The following is a 21,370-nucleotide window of genomic DNA, read 5'->3' as shown; positions in this document are numbered from 1 at the left end:
TTTGTTTGTGTAAGTAATTAATGCAGCGGCTTAGTATCGACTTTAGCCTTCGGAAACAACAATGAAGCAATGATGCTGCCCGCCAGGATACCCACGATGATAATTAGTGAATGCACCGTGGTAAAGCCAATTTGCTGTATGTAATGCCCCGCCAGCATTTTTACGCCTATAAATACCAGCAATACCGCCAGACCTACTTTAAGGTAGTGGAATTTCTCAATGATATTCACCAGTAAAAAAAACATCGAACGTAATCCCAGTATCGCGAAGATGTTAGAGAAGAAAACGATATAAGGGTCCTTAGTTACCGAAAATATAGCCGGTATTGAATCGACGGCGAAGATCAGATCAGTAAACTCAATAATCAGCACTACCAAAAAAAGAGGCGTAATAAGTTTTTTGCCGTCCCTTTTAACAAAAAACCTTCCGCCTTCAAAATGCGGATGTACGCTGAAGTATTTAGACGCAAATTTAACTACCGGGTGGTTTTCAGGGTCAATCTTATCTTCTTGCTTTCTATTGATAAACATCATCACCCCGGTATACACCAGGAACACGCCGAAAATATAGAGTATCCAATGAAATTGGTCGATTAGGGCCGAGCCTAAGAAGATGAATATAAAGCGCATGATTACAGCGCCAAGTATACCCCATAATAAAACTTTGTGATAATATTTTGGTTCAACCGAAAAGGCCGAGAATATGAGCACCATAACAAATATATTATCAACAGATAAGGCATATTCAACTACGTAGCCGGTTATAAACTCTAAACCAAGGTTTTTACGATAAGTTTTTAAGCTGCCTTCGTAGTCTGCCGGGTTTAACTCAAGCTTATGCAGGTGCTCGGTATTTATCTCTTGTAAATGTTTAAAATCTTCAATTTGATGCAGCAAATGCCCATACTGCGTTATCAATACATAAAAACCTAAAGCCAGGCTAACCCATACAGCGCTCATAATACCGGCCTGCTTTACGCTTACAGGTTTATCCTGTTTGGCAAATAAACCCAGGTCTATTGCCAGCATTAATGCAATAAAAATGATAAATCCGATAATGAACATTAACTCGTTTGACATTACTTATTGCGTTCAGTGGTGAAAAGTACTAATTGTTCAAGGCCGGTGCGTGCGTCGCCTGCCGGGAAAGTGTTCAATATTTCAAATGCTTCTGCCTGGTATTTTTTCATTTGTGAGTCGGCATATTTCAGGCCGCCTGTTTCCTTAACAAAGTTGATGATCTGCATAATCTTCACAGGATCATCATTGTGATTCTTTACCAGGTTTATCATGCGCTTACGTTCGGCCGAAGGGCTGTTACTGAGGGCATAGATAAGTGGCAAAGTAACCTTCTTTTCCTTTATATCAATACCCAGCGGTTTACCCACATCATCTGTGCCAAAATCAAACATATCGTCTTTAATTTGAAACGCTATGCCAATTTTTTCGCCAAACAGCCGCATCTTTTCAATAAGCGCTTCATCAGCACCGGCCGATGCAGCACCGCAAGCGCAGCAGGCAGCTATAAGCGATGCCGTTTTTTGACGTATCACTTCATAATAAACGGGTTCGTCAATGTCCATCCGGCGTACCTTTTCAACCTGCAGCAACTCGCCTTCGCTCATTTGCTTTACAGCTTCTGATACTATTTTCAGCAGGTTAAAATCACCGTTATTGATGGATAAAAGCAAGCCTTTTGACAATAGGTAATCACCTACTAAAACCGCTATTTTATTTTTCCATAAAGCATTAATCGAAAAGAAACCGCGCCTTTGGTAGGAATTGTCTACTACATCATCATGCACCAGCGTGGCGGTATGCAGCAATTCAACAAGGGCCGCCCCGCGATGGGTAGACTCATTGATTCCTCCACAAATGCTGGCAGAGAAAAACACGAACATCGGCCTTATCTGTTTACCCTTGCGTTTTACAATATAGTGTGTAATACGGTCAAGCAGGGGAACCGAGCTTTGCATAGAAGTTTTAAACTTCTCCTCAAACGCGTCAATATCGGCAGCTATAGGTTTTTTAATGTCGTTAATGCCGGGCATTTAGTGCAGTACCAGTTGATGTATGAATGCTGTTAGCAAATCAGTGGCAAACATACTATAAAATCGGCTATAAGTGTTGGCTGGCGCTGTTTTTTTAAATCCGCATTAAACCTTTTTACCCATGCACGCTCCAATAAAAAGAAAGTGGTATATTGAGTTAGTTAGTTTTATGTGGAGCGGAACCTTACAAGGTGCCGCTTTTTTTATTTAATACAAACTAATATTATTTTACATTTGCAGCCTGTTTACGGAGAGGTGTCTGAGTGGTCGAAAGAGCACGCCTGGAAAGTGTGTATACGCCAAAAGTGTATCGAGGGTTCGAATCCCTCCCTCTCCGCAATTTCAATATGATCAACAGATATAAGCCTGTAATTCAATTGATTGCGGGCTTTTTTTGGGCCAAATTCCTGCATTATTCATCAAATTGTTCCAAGTAAAAATCGGGCGTAAGGGTTGCGTATAGGCGATATTATCCTGCCCGTCTTTGAGGAACGCTACCATAAGCTGGTTGAAAAGCACAAAATGATGCTTTAACTACTCTGTGGCATGTAGATGATTTCAGCGAACAGGAAACAAGCATTTTTGAAGCACTCGAATTGATCAAACGGTTTTTATTGGGTAACTAATCATTTTTATACTTCCGATCAGAGATTAAAAGTTTTCATATCAATACCTATTCCGGTAAATTCACTCTTATAAACATCGGTCTTCCGATATCAATATTTTTAACCATTTTAAAAATATCCCCACCGAGAGAATAACCGATTAACATCCTGTTATCTTGAGTAAAGTGGGGATGCACTATTGATATATATGATTGGCTAACATCCGGAGTTGTATATAATTTAACTTCGTCCTTGTAAGGACCTTGTATATTATCTGCCCTAAACATCAATATATCACGAGAGAAGAAATTTCTTTGTGTAACCATATAATAACGACCATTGCGTTCAATTATCGAAGGAGCAGTTACATATGGTTTTACAGAGATAGGAACTGCTCTATTAATATCTTTTATCCAAGTATTGTTACCGGCATAAAATTCCCACATTTCTTCAAGATGGCCGTGCTTCGCCCTGGCTAAGTGTATAACGGTATTCAAGCCGTTGGTACTCATCCCAAATATGTAATGATAATTAGCATCAGTATAACATCTTTCACCCCAGCTTATTTTGTTATAATAAGGTACTTTGATCTTCTTTTTGATCTTAAAGTCTTTAGTATCTAAAATTGCCATGTGATTTGTTAAGTGAGTCCAGTTACCTTTATTGTCAGGCGCAAGCTCCATCATAAAGACGTTTAGATTACCTTTATCCGCCACTCCATGCGAGGCCCATATTATATTTTGGGGACTTTCAGGATTAAATAACGATTCCGGTTTACTGTCGCTACCACTGTGATATGTGGTAAATGTGCTGTCTTGCTGTACCATCATGGCATTATGAACTAAAGCGTATTTTCCCGAAACAAGGGAGCGGTCGGGATTTACATCACCTATAAAGGAGTCGCCAAACATCCACACTGTACGGCCGTCGGGGAGCAGGATGGATTGCGCACCGTCTCCGCTGTTCCATCCCGAAAACCGGGTAAAATAATTGTTAAATGTTGGATCGGGTTGAGCATTGGGCACATACTTGCTCAAATCTGCAGCAGGGTACACTTTTATCTGTACATGCCATTTTTTGCTCACACCCGATTGAGAAGTGGTTGTATAGACAACAGGTGCATCACCCGAAAAATCAACAATTTCTCCGGACGCTGGTTTAACGGTGGCTTTTTCTGCGGTAACTATCATTAGTTTTACCGCATTAAGCGCAATACCATTCTTTACATATATTAAAATTTTGGCACTATCATCAACGCTCGTTATTTGGGTTTCCCCCACCTGTCCGGTATCAGCTTTGATCGATAGGATACTATTATCTGGATTTTTTACATCAGGTTCAGTCGGTTTGCTTTTTTTGCAAGCGGTGAAACATAAAATGACGATAACAATGATGTATACTACTACTCTCATACTTATGTTATTATATTATAGCCTGGTTTTTTGTATGTCTTTCCATTTATCTGTACGGAATGGTTCGGCCGGGAAGCCGGCGCTGTTTTGCAGGTTTGTTACAGCAAAATTTGTAAAGGCATACCTTAATGCCAATGCCGGATACTTAAAGCCCTGCGGGGGCGTAACTTCAATAGTATTACCCTTTATAACCGCGAATGCCTGTTTAAAAACGCTATCGCGGCCTGCCATAAAAAATAGCTGATTTAACTTTTTACCGTTATTTGTTTGTAAACCTTCCGCTGTTCCTGCAACAAAATGTATAATGCCTTTGTTCCCTTGTATAACTACTTTCAGAAACTGCGGCCCTACACATTGCACGTTCCTTTTATATTCATTTCTTAAAGCCAACGCTGCCAAACGTTCGGCAACGGGCCTTTTTGCTTTCCAGTGTATACTTACAATTTCATCTACATCCATGCTTACAGCCATGCCAGTAAGAGGCGTACGTTTTATCACATTGGCTTGAAATTCCCTGAAAAAAGCATAATCATTTGCTGCCGGATCGTCTCCCCAGGGATTTGTTTGAAAGTAATTGGCTGCAAGAGGCGTCATCTGAACAAAATAAAACGGCAAATCAGCTTGTTTAAACGCCGTTCGCCAATTAGTTATCATTGCCGAATTAAGTTGAGTATAATAATCGGCAGGATCGTATCTATTTGCTTCACCCTGATCCCAAATAAATCCCTTTATGGAAAGTTTTCTTAACGGGCATATCATACCGTTATATAACATTGAGGCATATTTGGTACCCGAATATATGGGATAGGGCTTGATAATATTAAAGTCTATCCATTCCTGACAATAGGTTGCAGCAACCGCTGAAACGATGAGACCTACAGGAACATTAGTTTCTTTATGAATTTTTCTTCCAAAAAAATAAGCGACAGCGCTGTAGGTACGAACGGTTGCAGATGTGCATTCCTGCCAGCGCATATTACTGCTGACGTGGTCAGCTGGTTGTGTAAGGCGTGAATATGGAACTGTGGTTAAACGAACAGCGGGAAAATTTGCCGACGCTATTTCTGTTTTATGGTTAGTAACACCGGTTGACCCAGGCCAGGGCTCGAGTGAATCTACCGGAAACATCATATTAGATTGACCGCTTGCTATCCATACATCACCTATTAATAGGTTTTTAAGGGTTGTAAATTTTGTTGTCCCATTATAATTGTCTGTTATTACAATGGTTTGGGGTGCAGCGTTTGCACGGCTTGCAGGTAACGATACCTGCCAATTACCACTAATATCGGGAATAGTGGAGAAAGTTTTACTATTCCAGCTTGCTTTTACATCAATGATATGGCCCGCCGGAGATTGCCCCCAAATTACAAATGGCTTGTCGCGTTGAATAACCATATTATCTCCCAGTACTTTCGATATGGAGAATGCGGTAACTAAGACGTGATTCCCACTTACTATTTTATCAGCAGAATTCTCTGTATTTTCTGTATAGAGCTCTGTCTTTTTGCAACAGGATAATATTACCGCAAATAATAAGATCAGGGTTAGGCTTTTATTTTCGCTAAATTGTGGCATTCGATTGCAATGTATGAAAATTCGCAAAAAGATTCCATTATTAGGGATTAATGTTAAGTTCTGAAGGCAGAACGCTGGGCATGTTGGCTTGAACCACCAGGTAACGCAGATAGTGTGTCGCTATACCATAAAATTTAGTTTTGTTCGGTTGTACCGAAAAGACACTCCCTCGGTTCAAACCCTTTAAGTTAAATGCACGTATTTTGTTTCACCTTTAAATGTCATTATATATTTGACTATTAAATTTGCAACTTAGTCTAAACATTAAAAAAATATATGAGAGCAATAAACCCCTGGATTAACTTTAACGGAAATGCCGAAGATGCATTTAACTTTTACAAATCAGTTTTTGGCGGCGAGTTTATAAAGGTTGTCCGATTTAAAGAGCTGTCCAGTGATGAGTTCCCGGTAGCTGAAAAAGATGCAGATAAAATTATGTACATCTCATTGCCTATCGGGGAAAACAACGTTTTAATAGCCAATGATGTTCCCGGATTTATGGGGCCGGTAAATGAAAACGAAAACAGGTCTAAAATATCGGTTGGCGCAGAAAGCCGCGAAGAAGCAGATAGAGTATTCAATGGGCTGTCAGCAGATGGAAGCATTGAAGCGCCTATGGATGATAGTCCCTGGGGTACATACGCCGGAATGTTCAGAGACAAATATGGCATTGAATGGATTGTAGAATTTGACCCTGGTAGTAACGGGCAAGTTTAACGACAGAAATGGCTGTTTGCATTGACGGAAGTTTTCAACTTCACGATGTATAACGCCTCCGGGCAGATTTAACTAAGAATTAAGACTATTTGTATTGCATGTAAAGTGGAAGTAATGCAAAAAAGCACAGAACAGCCGGCAAATAACGTTACGCATAACCCTTTTGCTCAAACCTTTTTTCACGGAACAAAAGCCGAGTTAAAAATAGGCGATTTTATACAGCCGGGTTTTCAGTGCAATTTTGCAGATAGAAAGCTGAGGTATGTATATGTATCGGCCACCCTAACCGCCGCCATTTGGGGTGCTGAATTAGCTTTGGGCAGTGGACAACAAAGGATTTACCTGGTAGAGGCAACCGGGGAAGTGGAGGATGACCCCAACGTAACCGACAAAAAATTTCCCGGGAATCCAACTATGTCCTACCGGTCGGTTTATCCTTTTAAGATCATCGGCGAGGTAGCCACCTGGAACGGGCACTCCGCCGAACAGATCCAAGCCATGAAAGAAGGTATTAAGAAACTGGCAGAACAGGGCGTAGACATGATTATAGATTGATTGTCCACTTACTTCATCGCCAGGGTATCAGTAACATTGTATAACGCCATTTCAAGCGCTTTGTCTTTGTTGTAGATATCCTGGTAGGTAATTAGTTCTCCGTCTTTTACTTCACATGTGATATAAGTGATTTCAATCGGGATGGGCCTCTTTAGCGTAAAGGTTTTTGTTTGATATGTGTTCATTGCGGTACGTACTTGCGGGATCTTGTTTCCGGCGCCATCACGGTGAAGTATCAGCTCGGCGAGTTTGCCCGCATTTTCTACCCTGATACATCCATGACTAAACGCTCTTTGGCCGCGCTCAAATAATTTTTTCTCAGGAGTATCGTGTAAATAGACACTGTAAGCGTTTTTAAATCTAAAAACTATCAGTCCTAATGAATTATCGCAGCCGGATGATTGCCGCGCGTAATAAATGCCCGGTGCTTTTTGTATTTGTTTAAGGGTTTCAACAGTGGGCACAATAAGCGCACCCTTGTTATTATATATAGCAAACTGGTTTCTTTCCAAAAAGGTGTTGTCTTTAATAGCTTTCGGCAACAACTCTTTAGCAAATATCCGGGCGGGAACTTTCCAGTCTGGCGCGGTAGTAAAATAACTTACCTCGCTTTGCAAAACGGGAGTTGGTGTTGCAGGTTTACCTACTATTACTTTGAACTGGTAAACAGTGTCGGGCTGATAAAATCTTAATACGAAAGAGGGTATATTTATGTGAATGTATGCGTCGTGGTCAGCATTTATCCAGCGAAGACGCTCCATGTTAATGGTTACCAGGCGCACATCCTTTTCAGGTATATCATAACAATCATCCAGGTACTGACCGTTTAAAAGCCGCAGGTGATTTTGTAATTTAAAATATTCAGGCAACTTGGGCTGCACGTTGGCAATCGTTTTCATAATATTCCCGGTTGCCAGGGCGTTTGTTAACGTATTTTCAGCTTTAAAACCAGTTGCTGCAACGCCGTTGTCAATTTTATTTGCTGTAAAAACAGGGTTTAGTTTACCATAGTGCAAATGGTTCATTAAGGTAAGTAATGCGTCAGTAAGCATAATGTCAAAGCGAGCTTTTTCACTATCGCTGAAGTTAGCCGGCGTATCAACCATAGCATGTAATTTTGGATAGGATAGTTCTGCCGGGTGGTAATCACTATGCGCCAAACCGAATTGCAATACACAGTCAAGCACCAGCATGGCTTCCCAAGTGAGTTTTAAATTCTTAGCTCCTTTTAACCATGCCGGTTTAAACTTATTGCCGGCGTAAAATCTCTTTACCGAATTCGGGAAATATAAAAGTCCACTCTTCCCTGAATTGCCGGTGAGTTTTGTTATCTCAGCAGAAATTGCGGTGTCGTTAATGGGTTGCCCGCTCTGGCTGTTTATTGTGGCCAAAGGAGCTGCTTTTAACTCCGGAGCGGAAGTAGTTAACAAAACAATCGCTGTTAACAGTAGATAAATTGTTTTGACGTTATGGGAGGCATTCATAATACATAAAGCTTGTGATGCAAAATTCAGCAATCTGCATTGTTTAGATAGTGATGCCGCTCACATATTATAGTGATGATGAGCAGGATAAGCATTATCTTATAATTGCTGGACAGATGTAAGCCATAGCAATGTGACGTACGTCAATATTCTAAATGACCTGGCGCACATTGACGTTGATTTTGATTTACAACTTTTGCCTTTATAAACTGATTAGTATGAAAAAGATTAGTGTGGCCCTGGACGGGCTAAAACTTTCATCTGCAACACTCGATTATGCTATCTCACTGGCGGGCAAAACTCAGGCTTTATTGTGTGGTGTGTTTTTAGACGACTTTACTTACCATAGTTATAAAATATACGACATGGTAGGCGATGAGGGCCTATCAACCGCCAAATTGCACAAGGCCGTTGAAAAAGATAAAGAAACACGAAAGCATTCCGTGCAAGTGTTTGAGCAGGCGTGTGATATGGCCAATATTAAAAAAGCGGTTCACCATGATAAGAGTTTGGCCGGACAGGAGTTGTTGCGCGAAACTATATACAGCGATCTTGTTGTTATTAATATAAATGAAACTTTCAGTCACATTAGCGAAGCGCCGCCTACGCAGTTTGTAAAAACCTTACTGGCAGACACTCAATGCCCGGTACTGGTAACACCGGAAAGTTACAATGATATAAAGAAAGTAATTATTTTGTATGACGGGAACCCGTCATCGGTTTTTGCCATTAAAATGTTTAACTACCTTTTGCCGTGGATGAAGGACTATGAAACTGAAGTTATAACCGTAACGGATCCACAGGAAGCAAAGGGGATACCAGGCAGCAAGCTGATCAAGGAGTTTATATCTTGCCAATGCCCAGGGGCTACTTACACTGTGCTTCATGGGAATGCTGAAGAAAAGATATCCCATTATTTAAAAACGCAGCAAAATGCATTAGTTGTTTTAGGTGCTTATAAGCGCGGTGCAGTTTCTATGTGGTTTAAAAATAGTATGGCTGATGTGCTGATGAAGGAAACCAAACTCCCTTTGTTTATCGCTCACAACAAATAATGATAGGTACTTTATATTCTTAGCCGGACAACCCACACGCTGTTGGTTCAAAAACAGGATAGCGTTGGCGGTGGATGGTTAGTCAATATTACCTCACATTGCTTTTAAAATACTAATGTTACCGAGATGAGTTCTCGCTGTACAGAGTGAGTGCATAACATCAACAACAGATGTGACGAATATCATTGTCTAAAGGTGTAATGCACCCGATATTTGTTTATAATAAATACCAGGTCATGAAAAACTTAAAATTCCACTTTTGCCATCCTGTTAAAGGAGTGATTAATTTTTTCCATAAAAACCCCGAACTCAACCGGGCATTGGCGATAGATACTCAGGCGGAACAAGTGGCCATTGTGCCAATTGATGGTTTGCCGGGCGGTAAATGGAAGGCTATGCTTGAATGGGAATATGACGGTAAGGAATATATTTATGAGAAAGAATTTGAAGTAAAGGAAGAAATGCCGGCTTCTGAATAGCCTTTTAATCACGCTAAATATTTCCTGTACTAATACAAGCGATACTAGCAACCCAAAATCGTTGTATGTTCCTGTCGTTTGGATCTTGCAAAAAAAATCAAAGGTACCGGCGGGGAATTATCCTTGATACATATTTTGTTTTGGGTAGACACAGGTTGTTTTGCAAGTGGCTATGCCGGGATTTTTATCTGGGCATCTGGTTCAAACATGCCTGAAGCCAGCATGCCGTCGAGTTCAACCATACGGAATTCCAATTCTTGTTCGCTTGCATTTTTGTCCGCTAATCGTTGTATATCAGTCAATATCTCGGTTAAGGCGTAAACACCTAAATCCTCTGCGATAGCCTTTATTTTAACTATGGTTTCGCTTACAACTCGATTATTACCAAAAATAAAAGCGGACTTTGCTTCATTAACAAGGATATATACATCGTTACAACGTGGGTTTTGCGGCATTATTAAGCCTTTGTCGGGTGCTGTAAGCGTTAATAATACGGGCGTATTAATGTGAGCTTGTGGTGTTGTATTTCTCATGTTGTGGGCTTAACGTGCAATAATAATTGTTCACAAATTTGTATAAACTGCATCATCGTCCAACTGATTGCTGTCACTGCGAAATGTGACTTGCATCATTTTTATGGCTTGATTTACATCATAAACCCGCGTTTTAAAATTTAGATATTTGTACCGGCAATCATTTTATCTATATTGAGTGCATGGAAAGCGTAGCATTATTAAAAGCGATAATTGACAATGCGATAGATGGCATAATTACCATCGACGAACGCGGGATAATAGAATCTATTAATCCCTCGGCAACAAAGCTATTCCAGTATACGCCGGATGAAGTAATTGGTAAAAATATTTCCATGCTAATGCCTCCGCCGGACCGCGACCGGCACGATGAATATATACACCGGTACCAGCGTACAGGTGTGCCGCACATTATTGGCATAGGGCGCGAGGTGACAGGTTTACGTAAAGACGGTACAAGATTCCCTTTTAGGCTAGGGGTGAGCGAAGTACAGTACTCGGGCCGAAAAATTTATACCGGGTTTATACATGACTTAAGTCGTGAAAAAGAGGCAGAAGCCCGGCTTGTTGAATACGCCGGACAGTTGGAACAACAAGTTGAAGAGCGTACGCAATCGTTAAAAAACAGCGTGCTTGCTTTGGAGAGGGCTAAAGAGGAGGTAAGCGAATCACTTGAAAAAGAAAAGGAACTTAGCCAGTTAAAGAGCCGTTTTGTTTCCATGGCATCACACGAGTTTCGTACCCCGCTTAGTTCAATACAGTTATCGGCCGTATTGATTGAGAAATATGCCCAGCAGTTTAATAATCCTAATATCGAAAAACATATCGGTAAGATAAAAAACTCTGTAAACCACCTTACCACCATTTTAAATGATTTCCTGTCTTTGGAGAAACTGGAAGCGGGTAAGGTGGAGCCACAGTATACTACTTTTGATATCGTAAAATTTGCCGAGGAGATAACGGAAGAGATGCAGATGATAGCCAAGCAAAATCAAAATATAATTTACCAGCACACTGGTATATCAAGCGTCGTCACTCTTGATCAGTCGTTACTTAAAAACTGCGTTATAAACCTGATAGGTAATGCTATAAAATACTCTGGCGAAAATACTTTTATTGAGTTTAGCTCAGAAATAACTGAAAATAGTTTGATCATCCTCATCAAGGACAACGGCATAGGTATCCCCGAAGCTGACCAAACCCATTTGTTTGAGCCCTTTTTCAGGGCGCATAACACTGGTAGCATCCCGGGCACAGGATTAGGGCTTAACATTGTTACCCGCTATGCAGGGTTAATGAACGGGCAGATTCATTTTGAAAGTAAGGTAAACCAGGGAACATCGTTTACAATTTCATTTCCGATATAATTATGAAAACTGTACTCATCATTGAAGATAACGACGACATTCGCGAAGGCACCGCGGAAATACTAGGACTTTCCGGATTTAACGTTTTGCAAGCGCTAAATGGCAAAATAGGTGTTGAACTGGCTGTTAGTCATAAGCCGGATTTAATATTATGTGATGTGATGATGCCTGAGCTTGATGGTTACGGGGTATTATATATGCTAAACAAAAATGCCGATACTGCAGCCATACCTTTTATATTTTTAACTGCAAAAGCTGAGCGCGTTGATTTTCGTAAAGGTATGGAAATGGGGGCTGACGACTATTTGACCAAGCCTTTTGATGATATGGAGTTGCTTAACGCCATTGAAACCCGTTTAAGGAAGAAGGAAAAGCTGGAAGAGTTTTACAGTAAATCATTAAACAGCCTTGAAAAACTTGCAACCGGAAGCGGCAAAGGCCTTAATGAGCTGAAAAGCATGATTGAAGGCCGCAAGGTAAGGCAAATAAAAAAGAAACAGGTTTTGTATTATGACGGCGACCAGCCACAGGGTTTGTACCTGGTTATGGAAGGCAGCATTAAAACCATAAAGCTTGCCGAGGACGGCCGCGAACTGATGACGGGTTTGTTTAAACCGGAAGATTATTTAGGCATAAACGCGCTGCTAGCGGATGAAGTATTTAACGAAACTGCAGAAGCTGTGGAAGACTCGGCGGTATGCATACTGCCTAAGGAGATGATTGTTAACCTGATTAACCGGTATCCGGAAGTTAGCCAGCAATTTATAAAGATACTCGCCAATAACATACGCGAAAAGGAAGAGCAGTTGCTTGAGTTGGCTTACAATTCTGTACGTAAAAGACTGGCACAGGTTTTAGTGCGGCTAAGCAAACAGTTGTCTAATCCGGCGGAGTTTAAAATATTGCGTGATGAACTGGCCTCGATGGCAGGCATGGCTACTGAAACGGTTAGTCGGACCTTAACTGATTTTAAAGAAGAGGGATTAATTGAGAAAAAGGGGAGTCATATTCATTTGCTTGACATTAATCGCCTGATTAAAATGAAAAACTGATTAATATCACCTTTTAGCCTGACCGCACGCACGGCCCGTTGGCTTACACTTAGATATTTTTGCATTGATAAAAATGCATAATATGAAAGTTGTAGCGTATAGTATAAAAAATTTTGAAAAGGAATTTTTGGCCAGGGCCAACCAAAAGAAGCATGATATTACGCTGATATCCAATCCCCTTAGTCTTAAAACGGTTATGTATGCCGAAGGGAAAGACGCGGTTGTTGTATTTACCAATGATGACGTATCGGCTCCCGTAGTACACAAACTGGCTGATATGGGTATAAAGTATATTGCTACCCGTTCGGTAGGAACCGATCATATTGATAAGCAAGCCGCCGGCGAAAGGGGAATAAAACTGGCTAACGTACCGGTATATTCGCCGCAGGCCATCGCTGAGCATACTGTGGCTATGGCTTTTGCACTCAACAGGCAGCTTATTTTAGCCAACAAGCACGCCAATAATTTTGACTTTAAACTAGACGGGCTCCTGGGCTTTAACTTTAGCGGTAAAACTGTCGGCATTATCGGGTTGGGGCACATCGGCCTGGCAACGGCAGCCATTTTTAAAGGGTTAGGCTGCAGGTTAATTGGCTATGATGTGGCCTTCCCGGCTAATGCACCCGGTATAACTCAGGCATCGTTAAACGAGTTGTTGCAGCAATCAGACATAGTATCACTGCACGCGCCGTTACTACCATCAACAAAATATTTAATCAATAAAAACAGCATAAGCCTGATGAAAGACGGTGTGATGTTGCTTAATACATCGCGCGGAGGTCTTGTAAATACTGCCGATACCCTTGCCGCTCTAAAAATGGGTAAAATAGGTTATTTGGGTATTGATGTTTACGAGAATGAAAAGGGCTTGTTTTTTGAAGACCATAGTAGTGACAATGTTAAGGACCCGCTGCTTGCTGAACTGATAGCACAACCTAACGTATTAGTTACACCTCACCAGGCATTTTTAACACATGAGGCGCTGCAGCAAATTACGGAGCAAACCATTCGCAACCTTGATCTTTGGCAGCAGGATAAGTGTGTAGGCAACTCATGCGCTTGCGCTGTAAGCTGCCGTATTCCGCAGGAAGTAAAGGTTACTGTCAATATTTAAAGTAAATGTAATGCCGGTACCCGAATATCTTATCAATAAATACAACGTTGCCGCGCCACGGTATACCAGTTATCCTACAGTTCCGTATTGGGACAATGCCCCGTTTAATGTTAACGATTGGGAACAAAGAGTAAAGGCATCCTTTAACGCTACCAATAACAGCGATGGCATAAGCTTATATATACACTTGCCGTACTGCGAAAATTTGTGCACCTACTGCGGTTGCAACACGCGCATCACCAAAAACCACAAAGTTGAATTGCCATATATTGAGGCGGTACTTAAGGAATGGCAGATGTACAGGCAAATTTTCGGGCGCAGCCCTGTTATACGCGAAATACATCTGGGCGGAGGGACTCCCACTTTTTTCAGTCCTCAAAACCTGCAAACGCTGGTTAAGGGGTTGCTGATAAATAACTTTATTCATCCTGATGCTGATTTTAGCTTTGAGGCCCATCCGGGTAATACAACAGCCGCGCATTTGCAGGTGCTTTATGATTTAGGATTTCGCAGGTTAAGCTTGGGTATACAGGACTTTGATCCCAAAGTGCAGCTTATTATTAACCGCATCCAAACTTTTGAGCAGGTTAAAAATGTAACCGACCGGGCCCGCGCCATAGGCTATACATCTGTTAATTACGACCTAATTTATGGGTTGCCCCTGCAAACGGAGGAAAGTATAAAAGAAACGCTTGAGCAGGTTGGGCAATTAATGCCCGACCGTATCGCCTTTTATAGTTATGCACATGTGCCTTGGATAAAGCCGGGCCAGCGCCGTTATACCGCAGCCCATTTACCGGATGCGCACCTGAAACGTATTTTATACCAAACCGGTTGTGAAATGTTTAGCCGTTTAGGATATCATGAAATTGGTATGGATCATTTCGCACTTGAAACAGATAGCCTGTACCAGGCGTACAGCCAAAACAAATTGCACCGTAACTTTATGGGGTACACCCATCAATATACGCAACTGCTTGTAGGCCTTGGAGTATCCGCTATAAGCGACACATGGAGTGCTTATGCCCAAAATGTAAAAACCGTTGAGGAGTACTTAAGCCTTATCAAAAACAATCAGTTACCATTAATAAAAGGCCACTTACTTACCGACGAAGATCTTGTGCTGCGCAGCCATATTCAAAATATCATGTGCAAAGGCGTAACTAGTTGGCATAAGCATTCACAGCTTGATGATTGTATGCCGGGATGTGTTGCCCGGCTGGAAGATTTAGCCGCGGACGGGCTGGTGCACTTGAGCCAGTGCCGTGTTAAGGTAACACCTACCGGCAAGCGTTTTTTGCGCAATATATGTATGGCGTTGGATGCCCGGTTATGGGCTGATAAGCCGTCTGCACAGCTGTTTAGTATGACGGGATAACGCCGGAATTATCAAAGTATAAAAAGGGGGGCGGCTTCGCATTTTGCGAAGCCGCCCCCCTTTTTAGTTTTAAATATTATAAAGTGTTTAACCGGAACTCGCAAGCTATAAGGTGGGCCTGCATCTGGCTGAGATATTCGCGGGTTTGATTGGGTATTTGGGGTATAAGCTGGTTGTAATAAGCTATGCCCTCGTAAAGCTGCGTTTTAAATTTATTGATATACTTTTCCTTTTTAGTGTCGAAGCTGGTAAGATGTAAGCTGATGTCCTTTTTAAGATGATCTATGTACAGGTTTAACTCGTTGATAAACAAATTAGGGCGGCTTACACCTGCCAGCAGATTAAGTCTGCCGTAAATATGTTTAACCATTTCTTCAAGTGTATAAGTGCCTGAAAAATAGGCCAGGTTAGGTCCCGGGCAAATGGCTACTGCTTTGTTTTCTTTTGGCTTGAGCATGTCATATTTTATATAGGCCGACGCGCACAATCCTTCGCAAAGGCATATTTTTTCGGTCACAGCAGCTATCTGTTGTTCAATTAACTCCTCTATAAGCCCGGCGTGTTTAAGTTGATCTATCTTCAGGTGCTGATACTCGCGCGATGCAGTGCAAATAGGCTCTTGGGTGAACTCGGTATTGCTGCACAGGTATTTTTTGGTGCATGGGCTGCCCGGTCTGCCACGCTCCACGCGCTCGGCACGCTGTTGCTCGGCAGTGCTTTTTTTAAAATTATTAAACGGAACGCCCAATGGCGACGCCGCGCTTACATAAAAATCGCTGGTATCGGCCGTTGCAATACATTTCAGGGTTGCGTCGTCAACATTAGTGGCTTCGGGCACAAGTAAAAACGGACTACCCCAACCAGCTCCGTCCAGGTTGTAATTCTGTATCAAAAAATCATGCTCATGGGCTGTGCCAATGCCCCCCTGTACACTCACGCGCTGTGGTTGTTTAACTATAAAGCTGTATCCACGTCCCTCAAGTGCTGTGGTATACATCTGGTGCAGTTCAGTAACCATCTCTTGTCGCTTTTGCTTAAATTCTTCAAGTATAGGACCGAGTAATAAACCTTCTGTTGCAAAAGCATGACCGCCGCAATTCAATCCCGATTCGATACGGAATTCATGCACCCATATACCCTTCTTAGCTAAAAATTTTGCCTGGATTAGAGCCGAACGAAAATCGCTCACTTTAAGTATTACCTGCTTACGTACTATGCCATTACTGTCCGGACTAAAATCAGGGAACGCCTCAAGGTAACTGTATAGCCGCGGATTCATGCCGGCAGACAGTATGACTGACGACTGGAGGTTACTTATTGCAAAGCCCCGTAAAGCGGCCAGCGCGTCGGTATTCTCGTCCCCTGTAGAATCGCCCTCTCTATTATAATTTATCTTATCAACTTTCGACATGATATTCACATCTATACAACCAGGGCGCATTTGCCGCCTAAGGTTGTGCTCGGCTATTATTCGTTCGGCCGGACTACAAACAAGCAAATCCAAATATTGATTTTTAAGTGGCGAACCGTCGGGCAGCAGGCCAAAATATTTATCAATGTCATTACCCTGCCCGATTGATTGCTGGGTTAGCTCAGCAAATTGTTTATTTACCAGATCATTAAGTAAATTAAGATAGGCGGTTATTCGGCGCGCGCGCGCATCTGGGTCCTGCTTATTAATAGGTATGTATGGCAGGCTATTTTGTTCCGAGTGGTATCGTCGCATACGCTCAGTAAGTTCATCATCAACAATAGACACGGTTGATGTTATACCATAACGCGCTACCTTCAAGGGGGTATCAATAGAAAAGCCCAGGCCTAAAACCGGGATGTGAAATGTGTGTGGCATAAAATAAGGGAGAATAGAGTATATAAAAAAAGCGGCCGTTAAACCGCTTTTTTATCAAACCAAAACCAATTTATATAATGAACATTAGGAGCAATATAATATGTAATACTACGCTGGTACCAAACAGGCTTATAGTTGTACGCGTGCTGCCGCCGGCCATATTGGCTATTATGTTAATAAAAAAAACGGGCATGGTTATGCCTAAAACCCAGGCAGGCGCATCAAAATAGTACATTAACACAGCCGGCATGGGTAGTATTAATACGCCATGTACCATTAATACTATAAAGAACCACAGTGTATGGTTGGTGCTTTGCTTATCAGCAAATTCAATAAATTTTGTGTAAAGGCCGGGGGTAGCTTTAACGTTATAGTCAGTTGTAAAGTGGGTGGGTGCGAGTGCTTTTATAGTTGCCATAATTGTAAGTTTTTAATTCCTTTTATTGATACAAATATGGCCCTAAAAACACCAGCCCGTCATGACGTTTATCAGCTCAAAAAGTGATGTTACGCACATTTTAACATTATTTGCAAATACTAACAGCGTCCGTTTTGGCCGGGCTAAGGTAGGGGATATCAAGCGTTAACCCCCGTAAAATAAACCATATGCCCAGGCATAGCATAAAGTAAGGCACAACCTTATTTAAACGTACGCGTACAGTTGCCGAAAAAAAGCCCGCGCCAAGTGAAGCGACAAGCATCAGTGGCAAAGTGCCTATACCAAACCAAAACATATACTGCGCCGATGCTGCTGCCGAACTGGTATTAACCGCGCCTGCCAACGCCAGGTAAACGAAACCGCATGGCAAAAAACCATTTAAAGCCCCGATAAAGAAATGTCCTGCGTGTTGCTTTAATGCATAACTTAAAAACCTGGTAAACAACGCAGTGACGTTTAAAGCGCCGCTACTTTTAAACAATGACACACGGAATAAACGCGAGCATGCTGCCATTATAATTAATACACCGCTTACAAGGCTGACGCCCTGCTGTGCGCCTGCCAGCCAAAGTTGTTTGCCGATAATGCCCGTAATAATACCTAATAATGTATAGCTTGTAACCCGCCCCAACTGATAAATAAACTTATCCCATACCAGTAACCATCTGCTGTTACCCGTATAAGGTATTGCAAAAGCCAGTGGCCCGCACATGCCAATACAGTGTATACTGCCAAATAAGCCTATTGCAAAAGCTAACTGGTAGTTGTTCATGGAATAGTAATTTGCTGCTTATACAGGTATTGCTTTTTGTAGCTTTCCCAATCAATTGTCAGCAGCCATTGCCCGGCGGTTAATCCGTTCAGGGGTATTTTTACCCGATTGTACTTATCAGTGTCCAGGGTAAAAATTACATCCATTTTTCGGTCAGACGGCCGGGTAAAAAGCAGTTGGACGTTAGCCGGCGCCACAAATTGCAATTGTACGTAGTCATTTGCAACGCTTAGCGCAGGTGTCGCTTTATCCGTTACTACTTGTTTTTCTTTATTGTACGTACTATCGTAGGCAAGCCCTTTTTCATAATATTCCCTATCGTAATCATCTACAGGCTGGTTAAACATTTTTATTACAAGCGTTAATATAAACAGCATGAAAATCGCCATGCCCGTTATTAATCCTTTTCCCCAATTCATTTGCATCACCTTGTTAATTTATCGGTCCTATAAAAGTTGTATTGATGGTGCCCAGCACATTTTGCTGTTGCATTATTTTTAATTTGATATTTGTTTTTGCTTTGCGAATGTGGTTACCTGGCATCAGCAGGAAGAAAACAATTTTAGTAGTCCCTTCTTTTTCGATGATACCGGGAGCTTGTATGTATTTTATCTTAACAGCCGGATCCTCGGCAACCAATTGTACTTGCTGGTTCATATTTGATTTGTTGTTAATCTCTGCATTATACAGGTTGCTGATATACCCGCCAGGCTGCTCCTGGTACAGCATACCTGCCGAACGCAATACGGTTACATCAATAACGCTGCGGCGTAATACGAAGTAGGTAAGCGTGCTAAGCAGCGCCACAATAACACCGCTATAGGCTATCATCCGTGTATTAAAAGTGATTTTCTTTTTTTCGCGGATCATCTCCTCGGAGTAAAAACCGATAAGATTGAGTGGCTTGTGTATTTTTTCCATCACCTGGTTGCAGGCATCAATGCACATGGTGCAGTTAACACATTCCAATTGGGTGCCATTGCGTATATCAATACCGGTAGGGCATACATCCACACACAATCCGCAGTCAACGCAGTCGCCAATAGTGCGGTCTTCTCTGCGATTTATTTTTCCGCGTGGCTCACCCCTTATTAAATTATATGCCACCACTAACGTGTGCTTATCCATCAACACGCCCTGCAGGCGGCCATAAGGGCATATAACCGTGCATACCAACTCGCGCACCTGGCTGTAAACCAGGTAAAAAACCACAGTAAATACGCATATACTTATAAAACCTGCCCAATGCAGTGCCACCGGCTCGGTGATAATTTTTAAAAGGTTCTCGCTGCCGGTAATATAAGCCAAAAAAGTATTGGCAATAATAAAGGACAGCAGTAAAAAGATGATATGCTTGGCTCCTTTCTTAGCTATTTTTTCGGCGGTCCAATCGCCTTCATCTAATTTGCGGCGTTTGCGTGCATCGCCTTCAATCCAAATTTCAATTTTCCTGAAAACCATTTCCATAAAAATGGTTTGCGGGCATATCCACCCGCAAAAGATGCGACCGAAAGCAATGGTGAATAGTATAATGCATACCATGCCAACCAGCATGGCTAATACAAATAAAAATGTATCCTGCGGCCAAAATACCTGGCCCAGGATCACAAACCGCCGTTCGATAAAATTAAGCAGTAATAGCGGGTTTCCGTTTATACGGATAAACGGACCGGTGAAAAAAACTACCAGGTAAATATAGCTCAGCCAGTTGCGGTAATGGTATAACCTGCCTTTGCGAACGGCGGGATATATCCATTTGCGGCTGCCGTTTTCAGTTGCAGCTGGTTCCGAAGCTATTGGTGTACTAAGCATTAATTAACTGTTGGTGATTTATCAGTAGTAACCATGGCAGTTGCGCCGCCGGCTGGATTGTCCTGCTGTTTTTCGCCCTGCGCTTCTTTAGCGTTCGCCGGGTTTGTGCCATGTAATGACATGATAAAGCTGGATACGTCAGCAATTTGTTTAGGAGACAGTTGTTTTTCCCAGTTAGGCATACCTTTAGCTTGCACGCCATATTTTATTGTTTTAAAAACGTCTGTTATAGTGCCGCCATGCAGCCAATAATCATCTGTAAGGTTAGGCCCTACCATTCCCTGTCCTTTATCGCCGTGGCAAGGCATGCAATTTTGAGCGTAAATGGTTTGCCCCGCACTAAGTACGGCCGGATCAGCCGAAACTTTCACCGTATTCTCGTCAACCCTGTCGGCTGATTTAGCCAGGTAGGCTTCCTTTTCTTTATTGGCTACGGTTATTTCGTTAACATACTCCTGGTCCTGCAATGGTGCAAGGTTAAAAACGTGGTAGGTTAGCATGTAAATAACCGCAAAAGCAATTGAGATGTAAAACAGGCCCATAAACCAGGCCGGAGTAGGATTGTCCAGTTCCTGTATGCCGTCATAATCATGTTCAATTATCAGTGATTTTTCTTCAGATAACGGTTTTAATGACAATAGCTTTTCAACAATAGTGGGCTTGGGCTTTGCTGCCTCAGGCACAACGGCGGAAACAACAACAGTACCTTTATCATCCGTTACCGGCGCAAGTATATCGCTCAATACTTTGAAGGTGCGTAATAACATCAGTACGGTAATTAAAAGTACTATCAGCACTAGCATAATGGCACCATACCCTATGTAATTTTTTATATCATCAGGTATCATGGTGCCTTCTTCTGCAAACGCTGGTTGGGCAACAATTACAATAAATAGAATAAAAATTGATCGTAAGGCGTTCATAATAATTGGTTTTCCGGTTGGGTAATACTATCTGCCAAAGGCAGGTCACTCATGTAATTTGTATGGTTCTTTTTTATACGGATAAGCAGAAACGCTACTGTTAAAAAAAACATCATAAACATCGCCAGTGATATGATAAGATATACCTGGTCCCCATTTATATCTTTAATAAATTGCTTAAACATGTTTCTATTTG

General features: G+C 41.8%; 21 protein-coding genes and 1 tRNA gene. 9 read left to right on the top strand and 13 right to left on the bottom strand.

Annotation, left to right across the window (positions count from 1 at the left end; genetic code table 11):
• Positions 1–17 precede the first annotated feature (17 nt).
• Together DJ568_RS06085 and DJ568_RS06080 are read right to left on the bottom strand one after the other, a co-directional pair.
• A complete protein-coding gene (locus DJ568_RS06085) occupies positions 18–1,079 on the bottom strand; it encodes a TerC family protein (protein ID WP_114004377.1) in 1,062 nt (353 codons plus the stop codon).
• The gene (locus tag DJ568_RS06080; RefSeq protein ID WP_114004376.1) at positions 1,079–2,050 is read right to left on the bottom strand and encodes a polyprenyl synthetase family protein; all 972 of its coding nucleotides are present in this window, start codon (positions 2,048–2,050) and stop codon (positions 1,079–1,081) included. The genes DJ568_RS06085 and DJ568_RS06080 overlap by 1 nt, the downstream gene beginning before the upstream one ends.
• Positions 2,051–2,299: 249 nt before the next feature.
• Here DJ568_RS06080 and DJ568_RS06075 point away from each other — a divergent pair.
• Positions 2,300–2,387, top strand: a tRNA-Ser gene (locus tag DJ568_RS06075).
• A gap of 336 nt (positions 2,388–2,723) precedes the next feature.
• Here the strand turns inward: DJ568_RS06075 and DJ568_RS06070 are convergent.
• On the bottom strand, positions 2,724–4,067 hold the full coding sequence (locus DJ568_RS06070) for a DUF5005 domain-containing protein (RefSeq protein WP_114004375.1): 1,344 nt from the start codon (positions 4,065–4,067) through the stop codon (positions 2,724–2,726).
• Between the two features lie 15 nt (positions 4,068–4,082).
• Entirely contained in the window at positions 4,083–5,465 is a 1,383-nt protein-coding gene (locus tag DJ568_RS06065; protein ID WP_158534883.1) for a sialate O-acetylesterase, read from the bottom strand.
• Between the two features lie 456 nt (positions 5,466–5,921).
• On the opposite strand from DJ568_RS06065, the gene DJ568_RS06060 reads away from it, so the two are divergent.
• Together DJ568_RS06060 and arr are read left to right on the top strand one after the other, a co-directional pair.
• Complete coding sequence (locus DJ568_RS06060; protein WP_114004373.1) at positions 5,922–6,362, top strand: VOC family protein; 441 nt, start codon at positions 5,922–5,924, stop codon at positions 6,360–6,362.
• Between the two features lie 114 nt (positions 6,363–6,476).
• Positions 6,477–6,917 (top strand): NAD(+)--rifampin ADP-ribosyltransferase, encoded by a 441-nt coding sequence (arr, locus tag DJ568_RS06055; RefSeq protein ID WP_114004372.1) that lies wholly within the window; start codon positions 6,477–6,479, stop codon positions 6,915–6,917.
• An 8-nt stretch (positions 6,918–6,925) separates the two neighbouring features.
• On the opposite strand, the gene DJ568_RS06050 is transcribed toward arr, so the two are convergent.
• Positions 6,926–8,347 carry a L,D-transpeptidase scaffold domain-containing protein gene (locus tag DJ568_RS06050; protein ID WP_158534882.1) on the bottom strand — a complete coding sequence of 474 codons (1,422 nt, stop codon included), beginning with the start codon at positions 8,345–8,347 and terminating at the stop codon, positions 6,926–6,928.
• 272 nt (positions 8,348–8,619) lie between these two features.
• Here DJ568_RS06050 and DJ568_RS06045 point away from each other — a divergent pair, with 272 nt between their 5' ends.
• Positions 8,620–9,456, top strand: a complete 837-nt coding sequence (locus DJ568_RS06045; protein ID WP_114004370.1) for a universal stress protein — start codon at positions 8,620–8,622, stop codon at positions 9,454–9,456.
• Between the two features lie 236 nt (positions 9,457–9,692).
• Positions 9,693–9,935 (top strand): hypothetical protein, encoded by a 243-nt coding sequence (locus tag DJ568_RS06040; protein WP_114004369.1) that lies wholly within the window; start codon positions 9,693–9,695, stop codon positions 9,933–9,935.
• 170 nt (positions 9,936–10,105) lie between these two features.
• Here the strand turns inward: DJ568_RS06040 and DJ568_RS06035 are convergent, their stop codons facing one another.
• Complete coding sequence (locus DJ568_RS06035) at positions 10,106–10,468, bottom strand: hypothetical protein (RefSeq protein ID WP_114004368.1); 363 nt, start codon at positions 10,466–10,468, stop codon at positions 10,106–10,108.
• A 182-nt stretch (positions 10,469–10,650) separates the two neighbouring features.
• Here DJ568_RS06035 and DJ568_RS06030 point away from each other — a divergent pair, with 182 nt between their 5' ends.
• From DJ568_RS06030 to hemN, 4 genes are all read left to right on the top strand, one after another.
• Complete coding sequence (locus DJ568_RS06030) at positions 10,651–11,835, top strand: PAS domain-containing sensor histidine kinase (protein ID WP_114004367.1); 1,185 nt, start codon at positions 10,651–10,653, stop codon at positions 11,833–11,835.
• A gap of 2 nt (positions 11,836–11,837) precedes the next feature.
• Complete coding sequence (locus tag DJ568_RS06025) at positions 11,838–12,887, top strand: response regulator (RefSeq protein WP_114004366.1); 1,050 nt, start codon at positions 11,838–11,840, stop codon at positions 12,885–12,887.
• Between the two features lie 82 nt (positions 12,888–12,969).
• On the top strand, positions 12,970–14,001 hold the full coding sequence (locus DJ568_RS06020; RefSeq protein WP_114004365.1) for a 2-hydroxyacid dehydrogenase: 1,032 nt from the start codon (positions 12,970–12,972) through the stop codon (positions 13,999–14,001).
• A 10-nt stretch (positions 14,002–14,011) separates the two neighbouring features.
• Positions 14,012–15,379, top strand: coding sequence for an oxygen-independent coproporphyrinogen III oxidase (gene hemN / locus DJ568_RS06015; protein ID WP_114004364.1), 1,368 nt, complete (start codon positions 14,012–14,014; stop codon positions 15,377–15,379).
• Positions 15,380–15,455: 76 nt separating this feature from the next.
• Here hemN and DJ568_RS06010 read toward each other — a convergent pair whose 3' ends face one another.
• The 7 genes from DJ568_RS06010 to DJ568_RS05980 all read right to left on the bottom strand — a co-directional run bounded on the left by DJ568_RS06010 (position 15,456) and on the right by DJ568_RS05980 (position 21,359).
• Positions 15,456–17,228: a hypothetical protein gene (locus DJ568_RS06010; RefSeq protein ID WP_114004363.1), complete on the bottom strand. Its 1,773-nt coding sequence runs from the start codon at positions 17,226–17,228 to the stop codon at positions 15,456–15,458.
• A 70-nt stretch (positions 17,229–17,298) separates the two neighbouring features.
• The gene (locus tag DJ568_RS06005) at positions 17,299–17,646 is read right to left on the bottom strand and encodes a hypothetical protein (protein WP_114004362.1); all 348 of its coding nucleotides are present in this window, start codon (positions 17,644–17,646) and stop codon (positions 17,299–17,301) included.
• Positions 17,647–17,752: 106 nt separating this feature from the next.
• Positions 17,753–18,439 (bottom strand): sulfite exporter TauE/SafE family protein, encoded by a 687-nt coding sequence (locus DJ568_RS06000; RefSeq protein ID WP_114004361.1) that lies wholly within the window; start codon positions 18,437–18,439, stop codon positions 17,753–17,755.
• The gene (locus DJ568_RS05995; RefSeq protein ID WP_158534881.1) at positions 18,436–18,858 is read right to left on the bottom strand and encodes a FixH family protein; all 423 of its coding nucleotides are present in this window, start codon (positions 18,856–18,858) and stop codon (positions 18,436–18,438) included. The genes DJ568_RS06000 and DJ568_RS05995 overlap by 4 nt, the downstream gene beginning before the upstream one ends.
• A 13-nt stretch (positions 18,859–18,871) precedes the next feature.
• Positions 18,872–20,251 (bottom strand): cytochrome c oxidase accessory protein CcoG, encoded by a 1,380-nt coding sequence (gene ccoG / locus DJ568_RS05990; RefSeq protein WP_114004359.1) that lies wholly within the window; start codon positions 20,249–20,251, stop codon positions 18,872–18,874.
• On the bottom strand, positions 20,251–21,174 hold the full coding sequence (locus DJ568_RS05985) for a cbb3-type cytochrome c oxidase N-terminal domain-containing protein (RefSeq protein WP_114004358.1): 924 nt from the start codon (positions 21,172–21,174) through the stop codon (positions 20,251–20,253). The genes ccoG and DJ568_RS05985 overlap by 1 nt, the downstream gene beginning before the upstream one ends.
• Positions 21,171–21,359: a hypothetical protein gene (locus DJ568_RS05980; protein WP_114004357.1), complete on the bottom strand. Its 189-nt coding sequence runs from the start codon at positions 21,357–21,359 to the stop codon at positions 21,171–21,173. Before DJ568_RS05980 ends, DJ568_RS05985 begins: the two co-directional genes overlap by 4 nt.
• Between the last annotated feature and the right edge of the window lie 11 nt (positions 21,360–21,370).

Origin of the sequence: Mucilaginibacter hurinus, assembly GCF_003324525.1 — a bacterium.
Taxonomy (GTDB): Bacteria; Bacteroidota; Bacteroidia; order Sphingobacteriales; family Sphingobacteriaceae; genus Mucilaginibacter; species Mucilaginibacter hurinus.
The sequence above is the reverse complement of the archived record's forward strand: the minus strand, read 5'-3'. Positions and strand labels throughout refer to the sequence as shown.

Excerpts from the sequence above, each read along its gene's own strand:
- DJ568_RS06065 (WP_158534883.1), bottom strand. The coding sequence starts at position 5,465 with ATGGTTATTCAACGCGACAAGCCATTTGTAATTTGGGGGCAATCTCCG.
- arr (WP_114004372.1), top strand. The coding sequence starts at position 6,477 with ATGCAAAAAAGCACAGAACAGCCGGCAAATAACGTTACGCATAACCCT.
- DJ568_RS06000 (WP_114004361.1), bottom strand. The coding sequence starts at position 18,439 with ATGAACAACTACCAGTTAGCTTTTGCAATAGGCTTATTTGGCAGTATA.
- hemN (WP_114004364.1), top strand. The coding sequence starts at position 14,012 with ATGCCGGTACCCGAATATCTTATCAATAAATACAACGTTGCCGCGCCA.
- DJ568_RS06035 (WP_114004368.1), bottom strand. The coding sequence starts at position 10,468 with ATGAGAAATACAACACCACAAGCTCACATTAATACGCCCGTATTATTA.
- DJ568_RS06045 (WP_114004370.1), top strand. The coding sequence starts at position 8,620 with ATGAAAAAGATTAGTGTGGCCCTGGACGGGCTAAAACTTTCATCTGCA.
- ccoG (WP_114004359.1), bottom strand. The coding sequence starts at position 20,251 with ATGCTTAGTACACCAATAGCTTCGGAACCAGCTGCAACTGAAAACGGC.
- DJ568_RS06040 (WP_114004369.1), top strand. The coding sequence starts at position 9,693 with ATGAAAAACTTAAAATTCCACTTTTGCCATCCTGTTAAAGGAGTGATT.
- DJ568_RS06010 (WP_114004363.1), bottom strand. The coding sequence starts at position 17,228 with ATGCCACACACATTTCACATCCCGGTTTTAGGCCTGGGCTTTTCTATT.
- DJ568_RS05985 (WP_114004358.1), bottom strand. The coding sequence starts at position 21,174 with ATGAACGCCTTACGATCAATTTTTATTCTATTTATTGTAATTGTTGCC.
- DJ568_RS06070 (WP_114004375.1), bottom strand. The coding sequence starts at position 4,067 with ATGAGAGTAGTAGTATACATCATTGTTATCGTCATTTTATGTTTCACC.
- DJ568_RS06085 (WP_114004377.1), bottom strand. The coding sequence starts at position 1,079 with ATGTCAAACGAGTTAATGTTCATTATCGGATTTATCATTTTTATTGCA.
- DJ568_RS05995 (WP_158534881.1), bottom strand. The coding sequence starts at position 18,858 with ATGAATTGGGGAAAAGGATTAATAACGGGCATGGCGATTTTCATGCTG.
- DJ568_RS05980 (WP_114004357.1), bottom strand. The coding sequence starts at position 21,359 with ATGTTTAAGCAATTTATTAAAGATATAAATGGGGACCAGGTATATCTT.
- DJ568_RS06005 (WP_114004362.1), bottom strand. The coding sequence starts at position 17,646 with ATGGCAACTATAAAAGCACTCGCACCCACCCACTTTACAACTGACTAT.
- DJ568_RS06060 (WP_114004373.1), top strand. The coding sequence starts at position 5,922 with ATGAGAGCAATAAACCCCTGGATTAACTTTAACGGAAATGCCGAAGAT.
- DJ568_RS06025 (WP_114004366.1), top strand. The coding sequence starts at position 11,838 with ATGAAAACTGTACTCATCATTGAAGATAACGACGACATTCGCGAAGGC.
- DJ568_RS06030 (WP_114004367.1), top strand. The coding sequence starts at position 10,651 with ATGGAAAGCGTAGCATTATTAAAAGCGATAATTGACAATGCGATAGAT.
- DJ568_RS06080 (WP_114004376.1), bottom strand. The coding sequence starts at position 2,050 with ATGCCCGGCATTAACGACATTAAAAAACCTATAGCTGCCGATATTGAC.
- DJ568_RS06020 (WP_114004365.1), top strand. The coding sequence starts at position 12,970 with ATGAAAGTTGTAGCGTATAGTATAAAAAATTTTGAAAAGGAATTTTTG.